Raw genomic sequence first — 14,954 nt, 5'->3', positions numbered from 1 at the left:
CCGGACCGCGATCGGGGGACAGAACCGGCTGTCCCGGGCCTCGTGTCCTCCCAAATGCCGACCCGGATCGACGGGGGTCACCCCCGCACTGGGTACGGATGAGGGCCTGTTCAGAGCCTTCCCAGCCGATACATTCAGAACGCACCCCGGGGGACAGACCCGGCACGCGTCGCAGGGACGCGGAGGTGCTCGCCCGGAGGGACCCGGGCGGTCTTCGACGTACGTTCCGGCCTGCCGAGGCCGGTGTCCGTCGTGCCCACCGACGGGCGACCCACGGACGGGCTTCAGGTCGATCAGGGGATCAGCAGCATGGACCGCACCGAACGCAACACGATGATCGTCGAGCACCTCCCGCTCGTCGGCTACATCGTCGCCGACGTCCGAGCACGCGCCACCCACCTCGACCGGGACGACCTCGCCGCCGTCGGTTCCCTCGCCCTCGTCGCCGCCGCCGACGCGTTCGACCCGACCCTCGGCGTGCCGTTCGGTGCGTACGCCCGCACCCGCATCACCGGGGCGATCGCCGACGACATGCGTTCCGCCGACTGGGCCTCCCGCGGCACCCGGAAGCGCATCCGCGAGACCCTCGCCACGCAGGAGGCGCTGTCCGCCCGGCTCGGCCGCTCCGTCGGAGTGCAGGAGATCGCCGACGCGATGGGTGTCGACCGCCAGACCGCCGCGGACGCCATGAGCGACGCCGGCCGCACCGTCACCGCCATCGACGAGACCGTGCACGACGTCGTCGCCGCGGACATCGCGCTGCCGGGCGACGACCTCCTCGAGACCGAGAAGCGCCGGTACCTCCGCGCCGCGGTCGAGGCGCTCCCGGAGCGGATGCGCTTCATCGTCGAGCAGGTCTACTTCGGCGACCGGTCCGTCACGGACGTCGCCGCCGAGCTCGGGATCACGCACTCCGCGGTGTCGCAGCAACGCTCCGAAGCGATGCGCCTGCTCCGCGACGGACTCGCCACGCACTACGGGGACGGCGGGGCCACGCCCGAGCCCGCGTCCCGGACCACCGCCGCCCGCCGCAGCGCCTACCTCGCGAAGGTGGCCGCGAACGCCGCCGCCGGGGTGGCCCGCGCCGTGCACGACGCCGCCGCGGCGCCGGTGCCCGCGGCGGGGTAGCCGTCCCGTTGCGGAACTTTTCCGCAACGGGCACTAACGACTCGACGCCGCCGGCCGAGAGTCACCCGTGTCAGCCCATGGACGGGCAGGCACCGAACCCAAGGATTCACGGAGGAAACCACCATGGGTATGTCCATCAACACCAACCTCTCGGCACTCAACACGTACCGGAACCTCAACGCGACGCAGAACGACCTGTCGAAGTCCCTCGAGAAGCTCTCGTCGGGTCTCCGCATCAACCGTGCTGCCGACGACGCTGCCGGTCTGTCGATCTCCGAGGGGCTGAAGTCCCAGGTCGGTGGCCTCACGGTCGCCGCCCGCAACGCCCAGGACGGCATCTCGGTCGTGCAGACGGCGGAAGGCGGTCTCACCGAGACGCACGCCATCCTCCAGCGCGTCCGTGACCTCGCCGTGCAGGCGGGCAACGACTCGAACAACGACGCGTCGCGCACGGCGATCCAGACCGAGGTCACCCAGCTGGGTGCCGAACTCGGCCGGATCGCCGATTCGACGAACTTCAACGGCATCAAGCTGCTGGACGGCAAGGCCGGCCCGGCAGCCGACGGGCTGCTGAACTTCCAGGTCGGCGCGAACGGCGACGCCGCGAGCCAGATCCAGGTCGACCTGTCGAAGGCGAGCGTCACTGACGTTGCGACTGCAGTCAACGGGCTGAAGTTCACCAGCGCGACGGAGGCTCAGGATTCCATCAAGGAGATCGACACGCAGATCGAGTACGTGTCGGCCGCTCGTTCGAACATCGGTGCCGTCCAGAACCGCTTCGACCACGCCATCAACGTGACGAACGTGGCCAAGGAGAACCTCACCGCGGCGGGCTCCCGCATCACCGACGTCGACATGGCACAGGAGATGGTCAAGTACACGCGCGACAACATCCTCAGCCAGGCCGGCACCTCGATGCTCGCCCAGGCGAACCAGAGCACGCAGGGTGTGCTCTCGCTGCTCCGCTAGTGAACCCCGCGGCGTCCACCGGCAGCGTTCAGGCATGCCGGTGGACGTCGCACCCCCTCTGAGTCCCGTACGAGTCCGTCGGAAGGAGCGCACGTGTCGTCCGTGTCCTCGGCGTCGTCGCTCGCGATCGACGGCCTGGTCAGTGGCCTCAAGACCACCGACCTCATCAACTCACTGATGTCGATCGAGCAGGTCCCGCAGACGCTGCTCAAGAACAAGGTCACGTCGACCAACTCGTTCATCTCGTCACTGCAGACGATCAACGGGCTCGTCCAGACCCTGGCCACCAAGGCGTCCGACGCCGCGAAGGCCACCTCGCTCGACGTCTTCGCCGCCACGTCCTCGACGCCGTCGGTCACCACGACGACCGGCACTGGCGCCTCGGCCGGCTCCGTGTCGTTCACCGTCGGCTCCACCGCGACCGCGCAGGTCGGGGTCACTGCCGCGATGTCGACGTGGTCGGCGGACGCGGGCCCGCTGACGATCGTCGGCTCCGACGGCACGAAGACCACCGTCACCCCGGCGTCGGGTTCACTCGACGACACCGTGTCAGCGGTGAACAAGTCCGGCGCGGGCGTCACGGCGACGAAGGTCGCCGCCGGCGCCGCCGCCGACGGGACGAAGCTGTACCGCCTCCAGTTCACCGCGTCGACGACCGGTGCGGCAGGCGCGTTCAGCGTGTACCGCGGGTCCGGTGCCGACGTCGACGCCGGGACCGCTACGGACGTGCTCGCCGGGACCGGAGCAGCCGTCGTCACGCCCGCGAAGGACGCGAGCGTCACCCTGTGGGCGGGGACCGCCGCGGCGCAGACCGTCACGAGTGCCTCGAACACGTTCACCGACCTGCTGCCGGGCCTCAGCGTCACCGTCAGTCAGGTGACGAGCGACCCCGTCACGGTGACCGTCGCGCAGGACACCACGAAGGCCCAGGCTGTCGCGTCGGGCCTCGTCGACGCGCTCAACGCCGTCACGAACTACTACGGCTCGAACACGACCGTCACGAGCACGACCAGCCCGACCACCGGCACGACGACGACGACCGCGGGCGTCCTGCTGGGAGACGCGACGACCCGCTCGGCCGTGCAGGCCCTCAGCTCGGCGATGTCCGCCCCGGTGAACGGGAAGTCCCCCTCGTCGATCGGCATCGTCGTGACGAAGGACGGCGACTTCACGTTCGACGCCGACGCCTTCCAGAAGGCCCTCGCCGCGGACCCCGCAGGCACCCAGGCGATGCTGTCCGGGATCGCGGCCACGGTGGGCGCGGCCGCGACGGCGGCGTCCGACAAGTACGACGGCTCGATCACCTCGACGATCTCCGGTCAGCAGTCGGTCGTGAAGGACCTCACCACCCAGATCGACAGCTGGACCGACCGCCTGACCATGCGCCGTGCGACCCTGCAGACGCAGTACGCGGCGCTCGAGACCAGCCTCAGCAAGCTCCAGTCCCAGTCGAGTTGGCTCGCCGGCCAGCTCTCCGGACTGTCGAGCTCGAGCTCCTGACGGGAACGACCATGACCTTCGACCTCCAGAGCGCCGCCTTCCGGCAGGCCGCGCAGCCCCGGACCGTGACCGACCAGCGTCGCGCGCAGTACACGAACGAAGCCGTGCTCTCCGCGACGCCGGCCCAGCTCGTGACGATGCTGTACGACCGGCTCCTGCTCGACCTGCACCGCGCTGAGGCCGCGCAGACCGGCTCCGACTGGGAGGCCGCGCGCGAGCAGCTCCTGCACGCGCAGGCCATCGTCGGCGAACTCTCCTCCACCCTGCGCATCGACGCGTGGGACGGCGGCGAGGGTCTCCTGGCGATCTACAACTACGCGAGCACCTCGCTCATCACGGCGAACGTGCACCGTGACGTCCAGGCGACGCGCGACTGCATCCGCATCCTCGAGCCGCTCCGGCAGGCCTGGCACGACGCCGCGGCGTCGCTGCCTGCGGCGTCCGCCGCACCGGTCGTCGGACACGCGGCGGGCGGGGCGCTCGGTGTCGCCTGACGACGGCGCCCTCCGGGCCGGCTGGGAGGCACTGCTCACCTCCCTGGAGCAGGACCTCGCCGCGCAGGTGGCCGGGTCGGCGACCGGACCCGATGCCGAGTCGGTGACGGTGGCGTGGACCGAGCCGACGGGGCTGGGACCGGTGCCGCGCGACCTGGTGGGTCGTGCCTCCCGGCTGTTGGCCGCGCAGCGGGACCGGGCGAGTGCCCTGGAGGCCGAGCGTGCTGCGGTCCTGGAGCACCTCGGAGCCCTGCGCGCCGTCGACGCGACGCGCGAGCCGCGCGGCGCCGTGTACCTCGACGCCTCCGCGTAGCGCTTCCCCTCTCGACGGAACGCGCGCCCCACGCCCCACCAAACGCGCGCGTTCCGACGTCGCACGTGTCGATCGACGCGCGGCACGTCGGAACGCGCGCGTTTCGTGAACCGCGCTGCCCCGCCCCCCGTTCGGGGCGACGGCTAACGCCCTCGCGCACGGCGGCCGACAGGCCCGTACGAGCAGGGATCGCTCGCCCAACCGGCCACGGATCGGCCACCGCACATCGACGACGTCAGGGGACGCGCGTCGACCGAGGGGACGGTCCAACTGTGTTCGATTCCGTGACGAGCGCCGCACTGCAGAGTGCCCTCGACGGCCTGTCGATGCGCCAGCGGGTGATCGCGAACAACGTCGCGAACATCAACACGCCGAACTACCACGCCGAGAAGGTGCAGTTCGAGGACGCCCTGGCGAAGTCGATCGTCGACCGGAACGGTGCGACGACCCCCACGGTGGCGCGCAGCCTCGAGCCGACGAACACCAACGGCAACAACGTGAACCTCGACGAGGAGACCCTCTCGAACGTCGACACGGTGCTCCGCTACCAGTTCGCGACGCAGGCGATGAACTCCGAGCTCACCAGCGTCCGTGCGGCGATGCGGACGAACTCGTGACCACGTTCGACGCGATCGGCATCGCGAGCACCGGCATGACCGTGCACCGGAAGTGGCTCGACGCGATCTCGGACAACATCGCGAACGTCAACACCGTCCGCTCGATGGACGACTCCGCGTTCCAGGCCCGCTACGTCGAGGTCCAGGAGGGTGCCGGTGTCTCCGGCGCCTACGTCAAGGGCGCCGCGTTCGGCAGTGCCGCCGGCCGGGTGACGTACGACCCGGACAACCCGCTCGCGAACGCGGAGGGCTACGTCCGCATGCCGGACATCGACCTCGGCACGCAGATGGCGGACCTCATCATGGCCCAGCGCGGCTACCAGGCGAACGCCGCCGTGGTCGACCGTGCCAAGACCGCCTACGAGGCGGCACTGCAGATCGGGAAGAACTGATGCCCATCGACGCCGTGAACGGTGTGACCACCAACGCGATGACCCGTGCCTTCGCCGGCGCGACCGACGCCGCGACCGGCGCCGGTGCCGTCGGCGCGACCGGGGTCGGGACGAGCGCCGCGACCGGCACGTCCGGCGACGGCTTCGCCGCGAGCCTCGGGAACGCGGTCGACGGCCTCCAGCAGCTGCAGAGCGACTCGAAGACGCTCGCGCTCAAGGCCGTCACCGGCAACCTCGACGACATCCACGACGCCACCATCGCCGCCACCCGCGCGCAGGTCACGCTCGAGCTCGTCGCCGCGGTCCGCAACAAGGGCGTCGACGCCTTCAACGAGATCATGAGGATGCAGGCGTGATGCCCGTCGCCGTCAAGAACGTCTGGGCGCGCCTCGCCGCCTACGTCAAGGGGTTCAGCGCCGCCCAGCGCACCATCGCGATCCTCGTCGTCGCCGCGCTCGTGCTCGGCGGCATCGCCCTCGCCAGCTGGCTCGGCAAGGCGTCCTACGCGCCGCTCTTCACCGGCCTCGCAGCCGCGGACGCCGCGAGCGTCACCGACCAGCTCACCACCGACGGCGTCCCCTACCAGCTCACCGACGGCGGTGCGACGATCCTCGTCCCGCAGGGCTCCGTGTACTCCGAGCGCCTCAAAGCCGCGGCGAACGGCCTGCCCTCGTCGAACGAGGGCGGCTACTCGCTCCTCGACCAGATGGGCGTGACGAGCTCCGAGTTCCAGCAGAACGTCACCTACAAGCGCGCGATCGAGGGCGAGCTCGCGAAGACGATCCAGGCGATGGACGGCGTGCAGACCGCGTCCGTGCAGCTCGCGATCCCGGAGAAGACCGTGTTCGTGTCCGAGGAGAAGGACCCGACCGCGTCGGTGTTCATCGCCACGAAGAACGGCGCGCAGCTCAGCTCCGACCAGGTGCAGGCGATCGTGCACCTGACGAGCGCCGCGGTCGAGGGCATGCAGCCGACCGACGTGTCCGTCGTCGACTCGAAGGGGCAGACCCTCTCGGCCGTGGGCACGGGCGCCGCCGGCAGCGGGACCGACCAGGCGGCCGACTACGACCAGGCGACGAGCAAGAAGATCCAGGACCTCCTCGACACGACCCTCGGCGCGGGCAACGCGACCGTCGTCGTGTCCGCCACGATGAACCAGAACACCGGCACGAAGACCTCGGAGTCGTTCGCGGCGCCGACGAGCGGCCCGGTCGCCCTCAACGAGTCGAGCACGACCGAGCAGTACGGTGCCGGCTCGGGAACGGGCGGTGCCGGGGCCACCGGCGTCCTCGGCCCGGACAACATCGCGGTCCCGAACGGCACCGCGAGCAGCGGCACCGGCAACGACTACAAGAACGAGTCCGCGACGAAGAACAACGCTGTCGACCACACGACCGAGACGACGCAGATCCCGGCCGGGGCGCTGGAGAACCAGTCGATCTCCGTCGCGCTGAACTCGAAGGCCGCGAGCGTGCAGAACGCGAACCTGCAGAGCATCAACGACCTCGTGTCCCGGGCCGCCGGCGTCGACTCGAACCGCGGGGACAAGGTCGCCGTGGCGATGATGGACTTCGACACGACCGCCGCCTCCCAGGCCGCTGCCGCGCTCAAGGCGCAGCAGCAGGCCGACCAGCAGGCCTCGCTCTGGGCGACGATCCGGACCGCCGGCATCGTCATCGGCAGCCTGCTCGCCCTCATCGCGATCATGTGGGTGATCGCCCGACGTGCCCGGCGCCAGGAGCGCGAGGCGGTCGACCTCGGCGAACTCGACGCGTTCGCGGGGGAGACGTTCCAGCTGCCGCTCGCGGTCGACGAGCCCGACGCACTCCGCGCCGGCGACGCCCCGACCGTCGCACTGCCGACGCTCCCCGTCGAGGACGCCCCGACCGAGCTCCTCACCACCGAGGACATCAGCGCCGAGCGCCGCCGCCAGGACATCCAGTCCCTGGCCGAACGCGACCCGAAGCGCACGGCCGACCTCCTCCGCGGGCTCCTCGACGACCGGGCGTCGGTGTGAGCGCCCTCAGCCCGAGCGGCGGCGGTCTCGGCGGCCCCGGCTCGTCCGGCGGCGTCGACCGTCCCCTGACCGGGTCGCAGAAGGTCGCGCTCATCCTCATGCAGATGGAGACCGACCGCGCCGCCGAGGTGATGAAGCAGTTCACCGAGCTCGAAGCCGAGGAGATCTCCGCCGAGATCGTCCGGATGCGCCGCGTCGACGACACCGTGGTCGACCGCACGATGACCGAGTTCCACCGCATGACCCAGAGCGGCCGTCTGCAGAAGCGCGGCGGCAAGGAGACCGCGATGGGGCTGCTCGAGGCCTCCTTCGGAGCCGAGCGCGCCGCGGGCGTCATGGACCGGCTCGCGTCGAACCTCGCCGGGCAGTCGTTCGACTTCCTCGACGACGCCGAGCCCGGCCAGGTCGTCACCCTGCTCGAGGGCGAGCTCCCGCAGACCATCGCGCTCGTCCTGGCGCACCTGAAGCCCGGGCAGGCGAGCGCGGTGCTCGCGGGCGTCGACGAACGTGCCCGCACCGACGTCGCGCAGGCGTTCGCCACGATGGGCTCCGCCACCCCGGAGGCCGTCGGGATCGTCGCCGGGGTGCTCCGGCAGCGTGCCGGTGCCGTGGTGTCGCCCCGCGAGAGCGTCGAGGTCGTCGGCGGCATCGCACCCCTGGTCGAGATCATCAACCGGTCCGACGTCGCGACCGAGAAGGCCGTGCTCGACGGACTCGAGGCACGGGACCCCGAACTCGCCGAGGACATCCGCTCCCGGATGCTCACCTTCGAGGACATCGTCAAGCTCGAGGCGCGCGACATCCAGCAGGTGCTCCGCGGCATCGACTCGAAGATCCTCGCGACCGCCATGAAGGGCGCTGCCGGGCCGGTCGTCGAGACCATCCGCGCCAACGTGTCCGAGCGCAACCGCGAGCTCCTCGACGACGAGCTGCAGGCGATGGGCCCGATCCGCGTGTCCCAGGTCGAGGAGGCCCGCGCCGAGGTCGTGCGCTCCGTGCGCGAACTCGAGGCCCAGGGTGTCATCACGGTGCACCGCGCCGAGGAGGACGAGCTCGTTGACTGACCAGACCGTCCAGCGCATGACGTTCCCCGTCCTCGGGTCCGGCGCTGCCGCCTCGGACCCGGCGGCCGAGGTCCGTGGGCACGCCGCCGGCTACGCCGCGGGGCTCCGTGCCGCGCAGGCCGAGACCGCCGCACTGCGGGTCCGGTTGCAGGCCGAGCACGACCAGCGCCTCGCGTCGCTCACCGCCGACACCGTCCGACGCGTCGCCGTGCTCGACGCCGCGACGAACGCGCTGCTCTCGCAGGTGGTGCCGGTCCTCCGCGACGCCGAGGCGTCGCTCGCGGACGCGGCCATGGACCTGGCCGAGGCCGTCGTCGGGTACGCGATCCGTGCCTCCCGTCCGGTGGACGCCACCAGCGACGGCTCGGAGGCACGGGGTGCGTCCGGCGCGGAGGCCACCGTCCTGCGGGCGCTCGCCTCGGTCGACCCGACGGTCGCGCTCCGCGTCCGCGTCAGCGTCGCCGACGCGGCGCGCGTCGCCGACCTCGACACGGCGGTCCCCGTCGTGGGCGACCCGTCGCTGTCCGACGGGGACGCCGTCGTCGACCTGCCGTACGGGCTGCTCGACGCCCGCATCGGCGCGGCGCTCGACCGTGCACGCGAGGCCCTGGGAGCTGCCCGGTGACCGCGACCCTCCTGCGTCCGCGCGGCCTCGACGCCGCGGTCGCCGATGCCCGGCCCGTCCGCCAGGGCGTCGTGACGAGCGCCGTCGGGCTCGGCCTCACGGTCGCCGGACTCGACGCGCACGTCGGCGAGGTCGTCCTCGTCGGCGCCGAGGGGGCATCGCAGACGGCCGTCGAGGTCGTCGCGACGGACCCGTCCGGGGTGCGGTGCATGCCGCTCGGACGGCTCACCGGGGTCACCGCCGGCACGCCCGCCCGACCCACCGGTCGTCCGGTGCTCGTCCCGACCGGTGCAGGACTCTTCGGGCGGGTGCTCGACGGGCTCGGACGGCCGATCGACGGCCGCGGACCGCTCGACGCCGACGTCATGGTGCCGCTCGACCACCCGACGCCGAACGCCATGGGGCGCGCCCGCATCGACACGCCGCTGCAGCTCGGCGTCCGCGTGCTCGACACCCTGACCACCGTCGGCCGTGGGCAGCGCATGGGCCTCTTCGCGGGCTCCGGCGTGGGGAAGTCCTCGCTGCTGTCGATGATCGCGCGGGGGAGCGACGCGGCCGTCAACGTCATCGCACTCGTCGGGGAGCGCGGCCGCGAGGTGCGTGAGTTCCTCGAGGACGACCTCGGCGCGGAGGGCCTCGCCCGGTCGATCGTCGTCGTGTCGACCTCGGACGAGCCGGCCCTGATGCGCCTCCGTGCGGCGTTCGTCGCCACGCGGATCGCCGAGTCGTTCCGCGACGCCGGCCAGGACGTCGTGCTCATGATGGACTCGCTGACCCGCGTCGCCATGGCCCAGCGGGAGATCGGCCTGTCGGTCGGGGAGCCGCCGGCCACCCGGGGCTACCCGCCGTCGACGTTCTCGGTGCTCGCCGGACTGCTCGAGCGTGCCGGGACCGACCGGGTCGGCAGCGTCACGGGGCTCTACACCGTGCTCGTGGACGGGGACGACCACAACGAGCCGATCGCCGACGCCGCGCGGAGCATCCTCGACGGGCACGTCGTCCTCGACCGGAAGCTCGCCGTGACCGGTCACTTCCCGTCGGTCGACGCGCTCGGGTCGGTGTCGCGCGTGGCCTCGAAGGTGACGACCCGTGAGCAGCGGGACACCGCGACGGCACTCCGGACGGTGATGGCCGCCCGCCGTGCCGCGCAGGACCTGCTCGACGTCGGCGCGTACCAGCGCGGGACGAACCCGCTCGTGGACGCCGCGGTCGACCACCAGCACGCGATCGACGCGTTCCTCCGGCAGGGCATGGACGAGCGCGTGACGGCCGCCGGTTCGTGGGACGCCCTCGGCTCCCTCGTGCGCACGCTCGGCGTCGGGGGTGGTGCCTGATGCCCAGGAGGTTCCCGCTCGCCGGCCTGCTCCGGCTCCGGCACGCCGAACAGGACCGTGCGGCCGCCGGTCTCGCAGCCGCGAACGAGCGGCTCCGCGACGCCGCCGACGCCCGGGTCGCTGCCCGCCGGTCGCTCGCGGACCAGGCCGATGCACAGCCGGTCCAGGACGCCGCGACCCTCAGCGCCGTCGCCGCCGCCCGGGCAGCCACGCGCGGGATGCTCGAGGAGCTCGACGCCGTCGTGCAGAGCCGCCGCGCCGACGCCGACCGGGCCCAGGACACGTACAACACCGCACGACGCGCGGCCCTCGGGCTCGAGAAGCTCGAGGAGCAGCACACCGTCGCCGCCACCGCGGAGGAACTCCGCACCGAACAGAACGCCCTCGACGAGATCGCGGCACGGAGCCGCGCGGAAGGTGGTGCCCGATGAGCGTGGACGCCGTGCTCTCCCGGATCTCGGAGATCCAGGGCCAGATCGACGCCCTGCGCACGGGGAGCGTCGACACGACGTCGTCCGCCGGGTCCGCGTCGACGGAGGCCTCCACGGCGTTCGCCGACGCCCTCGCCACGGCGAACGGATCGGGGACGGGGTCGACCGGCGCTGCCGGTGCCTCCGGCCTCACGGCTGCCGCGGGGCTCGCCGGGGCGACGCCCGCCACGTCGGTCGACGCCGGGAAGGGCACCGTCGCCACGGGCAGCGGCGCGACCGGTGCCGACGTCGTCGCCGACGCGAAGAAGTACCTCGGCGTCCCGTACGTGTTCGGCGGGACCACGACCGCCGGCATGGACTGCTCGGGGCTCGTGCAGACCGTGTTCAAGGACCTCGGTGTCACCATGCCGCGGGTCGTGCCGGACCAGGCGAAGATGGGGGTCGAGGTCGGCTCGCTCAAGGACGCGCAGCCCGGGGACCTCATCATCCCCAAGGGCGAGCAGCACATCGTCATCTACGTCGGCGACGGCAAGGTCCTGCACGCGCCGCGACCGGGCAAGGACGTCCGGATCGTCGACAACTGGTACTCCGATGCCGACATCGCCACGATCCGCCGCATCGTGCCGTCCGCACAGGACGCCGCCCGGACCGCAGCCGTCGGCAGCGCCGGCACTGCCGGGTCCGGTACCGCGGGGTCCGGTACCGACCTCCAGACCGCCGCACTGATGGCCCTGATGCAGTCCGGGAGAGCCGCATGAGCACGATGATCGCCACCACGCCGCCGACGGCAGCCGCCACCGGACGGCCGTCGTCGGCGCGTCCCGGCGACGGGGGAGCAGCGTTCGGCGACGTGCTCGCCGGTGCGGCGCCCACCGGCCCACAGCCCCGCGGTCCGCGACAGGACCGTGCTGCGGCCGGCACCGGGGGAGACACCGCTCCCCGGGCGACCGGCGCCGACACGACGTCGTCCGACGCTGCCGCACCGGGCACGGAGCGGCCGGACGCGCAGGGCGGCACGACGTCGAGCGCCGTCACCGGCAGCAGCGCGGACGGCACCGCCGGCGCGACGCCCGCGGCGACGCCGGTGCCGATGGTCGCCCTCCTCGGCGGGGCAGTCCCCGCGAGCGCCGGCACGACCACGAGCGGGACGGACCCCGTCGGCGTGACCGGGACGGCCGGTGCGTCAGCCGCTGGCACCGCAGCCGGTGCCGTGGCGACAGCCGCCCCGACCGCCGCGACGACCGCCGCGACCACTTCCCCGACCGCCGCACGGGCCACTGCCCTGGCCACCCCGGCAGCCGTCCCCGCTCCGACCCCGCCCGGGGCCGCCCCCGCCGACGCCGTCCCATCCGCCACCACGACCGGGGTCCCCGCGTCCGGCACGCCCGCGGGAGCCCACCGGAAGAGCGTCCTCGCGACGGCGTCTGCCCCGACGGTGCACGCCTCGACGGCACTCGCCGGCAGCCCGACGGTCACGACGACCCAGGAGCCGACCGCCACCTCGGGCGCAATCGCGTCCACTACGGCCACGGTCACGGTCACGGCACCGTCCCCGACGACGGCCGCACCCGCGCAGCCGGTCAACGCTTCGGCGATCACGACGGACCCCAGTGCGACGGCCGCCGCGGCACTGCCCTCGGGCACGAGGGCGACGCAGCCCGCCACGGCCCAGCCCGAGGCGAGTGCAGCCACCACCGGCACGGGGACCGCGAGCCCTGTCGTGCCGACGGCGGCCGCGGGCACCCGCACGGGCGGCGACGGGACCGGCGCCGGGACGGACCGGCGGCCGGGTGCCGGGGTCGAGCCGGGCCTCCAGGCCGTCGACGGCGCACGCGCCGGAGCCGCACCCGCACCGTTCCCGACCCCGTCGACGACCGCTCCCACGGCGGCGGCGACGCCGTCCGGCGCCGCGACCGCGAACGCCGCGCCCGCGACGTTCACCCAGCAGCTCGCCCGACCGGTGTTCTCACTCGCCCACGCCGGACCGGGGGAGCACGTCGTCACCGTGCAGGTGACGCCGGACACCCTCGGACCGGTCACCGTGCGGGCCCACGTGACCGCGCACAGCATGCACGTCGAGCTCTACGCGCCGTCCGACGCCGGACGCGAGGCCGTCCGCCAGGTCCTGCCGGACCTCCGCCGTGACGCGGCGGGGACCGCGCTGTCGACGACGCTCGACCTGTCCTCGCAGAACCACCCGGACTCCGCCCCGCGGCGCGACGAGCGCCCTGCACCCGGTCCGCAGGCGGTCCGCGACGACCGGGAGGCACGACCCGCCTCCGCCGCACACCGCACCCCGACCACGACAACCGTCCGCACCGCGGGCCTCGACGTCCTCGCCTGAGCGACGGCACGAAAGGACCACACCATGCCCCTCGACGGCATCACCGGGTCGGTCGACCAGGCCACCCAGGCCGCGGCCCTCGCCGCGAACCAGTCGTCCTCGCGGTCGCAGACGATGGACTCCGAGGTGTTCATGAAGCTGCTCGTCACGCAGCTCCGGAACCAGGACCCGTCCTCGCCGATGGACACCAACCAGATGATCAGCCAGCAGACGCAGCTCGCGATGATGGAGCAGATCACGAACCAGACCACGACGGCGAACGAGAACTTCTCGCTGCAGATGCGGATCGCCGCCGCGAACCTCGTCGGGAAGCAGGTCAGCTACACCGACGCGACGTCCGGCAAGTCGATCACGGGGACGGCGACCGCCGTGTCGTACGCGGAGAGCGTGCCGACCGTGACCGTGGACGGGAAGGAGGTCGATCTCGACGTGATCTCCGGGATCAAGACCACCTCCTGACCGCCCTCCTCCTCCTTCTTCTTCTTCTTCTTCGGTACCGCGGTACCTCCACGAAAGGACGCACCATGCTCCGCTCGCTCTACTCCGGGATCTCCGGCCTCCGCTCCCACCAGGAGATGCTCGACGTCACGGGCAACAACATCGCCAACGTCAACACCGTCGGCTTCAAGTCGTCGTCGACCGTCTTCCAGGACACCCTGTCCCAGATGACCCAGGGCGCCGGTGGGCCGCAGACCGGCATCGGCGGCACGAACCCCGCGCAGATCGGCCTCGGCGTGCAGGTCGCCGGTGTCTCCACGAACTTCGCGCAGGGTTCGGCGCAGGCCACCGGCAAGGCCACCGACCTCATGATCTCGGGCGACGGCTTCTTCGTCACGCGCCTCGGCAACGACACCGTGTACACCCGCGCCGGCGCGTTCGACTTCGACGCCGACGGCCGCCTGGTCTCCTCGGACGGCAAGATCGTCCAGGGGTACCCGGCCGTGAACGGCGTGGTCAACGACAACGGTCAGCTCGGCGACATCACGCTCCCGCTCGAGGCCGCCGCGCCCGCGGTCCGCACGACCACCGCGGCCCTCACCGGCAACCTGCCCTCCGACACCGCCGTCGGCGAGACCGTGACCCGCGACGCCACCGTGTACGACGCGTCCGGCGCCAAGCACACGATGTCGATCGCGTACCAGCGCACGGCGACCGGCTGGGACGTCACCGCGACGAACGGGCAGGGCGCGAACGCCACCTCGACGATCACGTTCGGTGCCGACGGCAAGGTCGCCACCGGCGGTGCGCTCACCGTCGGCGGGATCGCGGTCGACATGTCCGGCCTCACCGGGTTCGCGACGCTCAACACCGCGACCATCTCGTCGCAGAACGGCCACGAGGCCGGGTCGCTGCAGGGCTACTCGATCGCGAAGGACGGCACCGTCACGGGCACCTTCTCCAACGGTGCCTCGCTCGCCCTCGGTCGGATCGCCCTCGCGACGTTCGCGAACCCGGCCGGCCTCGAGAAGACCGGCGCCTCGGGGTACCGCGCGACGGCGAACTCCGGCCAGGCCTCGGTCGGCGGACCCGGTTCGGCGGGCGTCGGCTCGCTCGCGGCGGGGACGCTCGAGATGTCGAACGTCGACCTGTCGCAGGAGTTCACGAACCTCATCGTGGCGCAGCGCGGGTTCCAGGCGAACGCGCGCATCATCACGACCTCGGACGAGGTGCTGCAGGAGCTGACGAACCTGAAGCGGTAGGTCCTGCGAGCGCGTGCTTGCGTCGA

General features: G+C 72.4%; 17 protein-coding genes. All 17 read left to right on the top strand.

Annotation, left to right across the window (positions count from 1 at the left end):
* Positions 1–309 precede the first annotated feature (309 nt).
* On the top strand, positions 310–1,128 hold the full coding sequence (locus QPJ90_RS14440; protein ID WP_290131863.1) for a sigma-70 family RNA polymerase sigma factor: 819 nt from the start codon (positions 310–312) through the stop codon (positions 1,126–1,128).
* Positions 1,129–1,251: 123 nt separating this feature from the next.
* Positions 1,252–2,097 carry a flagellin gene (locus QPJ90_RS14435; protein WP_290131862.1) on the top strand — a complete coding sequence of 282 codons (846 nt, stop codon included), beginning with the start codon at positions 1,252–1,254 and terminating at the stop codon, positions 2,095–2,097.
* A gap of 93 nt (positions 2,098–2,190) precedes the next feature.
* A complete protein-coding gene (fliD, locus tag QPJ90_RS14430; RefSeq protein WP_290131861.1) occupies positions 2,191–3,597 on the top strand; it encodes a flagellar filament capping protein FliD in 1,407 nt (468 codons plus the stop codon).
* An 11-nt stretch (positions 3,598–3,608) separates the two neighbouring features.
* Complete coding sequence (fliS, locus tag QPJ90_RS14425) at positions 3,609–4,091, top strand: flagellar export chaperone FliS (protein ID WP_290131860.1); 483 nt, start codon at positions 3,609–3,611, stop codon at positions 4,089–4,091.
* A complete protein-coding gene (locus tag QPJ90_RS14420) occupies positions 4,081–4,404 on the top strand; it encodes a hypothetical protein (protein ID WP_290131859.1) in 324 nt (107 codons plus the stop codon). The genes fliS and QPJ90_RS14420 overlap by 11 nt, the downstream gene beginning before the upstream one ends.
* Positions 4,405–4,676: 272 nt before the next feature.
* Positions 4,677–5,021: a flagellar basal body protein gene (locus tag QPJ90_RS14415; protein WP_290131858.1), complete on the top strand. Its 345-nt coding sequence runs from the start codon at positions 4,677–4,679 to the stop codon at positions 5,019–5,021.
* Positions 5,018–5,413, top strand: a complete 396-nt coding sequence (locus tag QPJ90_RS14410) for a flagellar basal body rod C-terminal domain-containing protein (RefSeq protein WP_096899330.1) — start codon at positions 5,018–5,020, stop codon at positions 5,411–5,413. Before QPJ90_RS14415 ends, QPJ90_RS14410 begins: the two co-directional genes overlap by 4 nt.
* The gene (gene fliE, locus QPJ90_RS14405; RefSeq protein ID WP_290131857.1) at positions 5,413–5,769 is read left to right on the top strand and encodes a flagellar hook-basal body complex protein FliE; all 357 of its coding nucleotides are present in this window, start codon (positions 5,413–5,415) and stop codon (positions 5,767–5,769) included. Before QPJ90_RS14410 ends, fliE begins: the two co-directional genes overlap by 1 nt.
* On the top strand, positions 5,769–7,430 hold the full coding sequence (fliF, locus tag QPJ90_RS14400) for a flagellar basal-body MS-ring/collar protein FliF (protein WP_290134246.1): 1,662 nt from the start codon (positions 5,769–5,771) through the stop codon (positions 7,428–7,430). The genes fliE and fliF overlap by 1 nt, the downstream gene beginning before the upstream one ends.
* Positions 7,427–8,494, top strand: a complete 1,068-nt coding sequence (gene fliG / locus QPJ90_RS14395) for a flagellar motor switch protein FliG (RefSeq protein WP_290131856.1) — start codon at positions 7,427–7,429, stop codon at positions 8,492–8,494. The genes fliF and fliG overlap by 4 nt, the downstream gene beginning before the upstream one ends.
* A complete protein-coding gene (locus QPJ90_RS14390; protein WP_290131855.1) occupies positions 8,487–9,119 on the top strand; it encodes a hypothetical protein in 633 nt (210 codons plus the stop codon). The genes fliG and QPJ90_RS14390 overlap by 8 nt, the downstream gene beginning before the upstream one ends.
* Positions 9,116–10,453, top strand: a complete 1,338-nt coding sequence (locus QPJ90_RS14385; protein ID WP_290131854.1) for a FliI/YscN family ATPase — start codon at positions 9,116–9,118, stop codon at positions 10,451–10,453. The genes QPJ90_RS14390 and QPJ90_RS14385 overlap by 4 nt, the downstream gene beginning before the upstream one ends.
* On the top strand, positions 10,453–10,884 hold the full coding sequence (locus QPJ90_RS14380) for a flagellar FliJ family protein (RefSeq protein ID WP_290131853.1): 432 nt from the start codon (positions 10,453–10,455) through the stop codon (positions 10,882–10,884). The genes QPJ90_RS14385 and QPJ90_RS14380 overlap by 1 nt, the downstream gene beginning before the upstream one ends.
* Positions 10,881–11,642: a C40 family peptidase gene (locus tag QPJ90_RS14375; RefSeq protein ID WP_290131852.1), complete on the top strand. Its 762-nt coding sequence runs from the start codon at positions 10,881–10,883 to the stop codon at positions 11,640–11,642. The genes QPJ90_RS14380 and QPJ90_RS14375 overlap by 4 nt, the downstream gene beginning before the upstream one ends.
* The gene (locus QPJ90_RS14370; protein WP_290131851.1) at positions 11,639–13,228 is read left to right on the top strand and encodes a flagellar hook-length control protein FliK; all 1,590 of its coding nucleotides are present in this window, start codon (positions 11,639–11,641) and stop codon (positions 13,226–13,228) included. The genes QPJ90_RS14375 and QPJ90_RS14370 overlap by 4 nt, the downstream gene beginning before the upstream one ends.
* A 24-nt stretch (positions 13,229–13,252) precedes the next feature.
* Positions 13,253–13,687, top strand: coding sequence for a flagellar hook capping FlgD N-terminal domain-containing protein (locus QPJ90_RS14365; protein WP_290131850.1), 435 nt, complete (start codon positions 13,253–13,255; stop codon positions 13,685–13,687).
* Between the two features lie 65 nt (positions 13,688–13,752).
* Positions 13,753–14,928 (top strand): flagellar hook protein FlgE, encoded by a 1,176-nt coding sequence (locus tag QPJ90_RS14360; protein ID WP_290131849.1) that lies wholly within the window; start codon positions 13,753–13,755, stop codon positions 14,926–14,928.
* Positions 14,929–14,954: the final 26 nt, after the last annotated feature.

It is taken from the genome of Curtobacterium sp. 458, from assembly GCF_030406605.1.
Classification (GTDB): domain Bacteria; phylum Actinomycetota; class Actinomycetes; order Actinomycetales; family Microbacteriaceae; genus Curtobacterium.
This window is presented reverse-complemented; position numbering and strand designations above follow the sequence as displayed.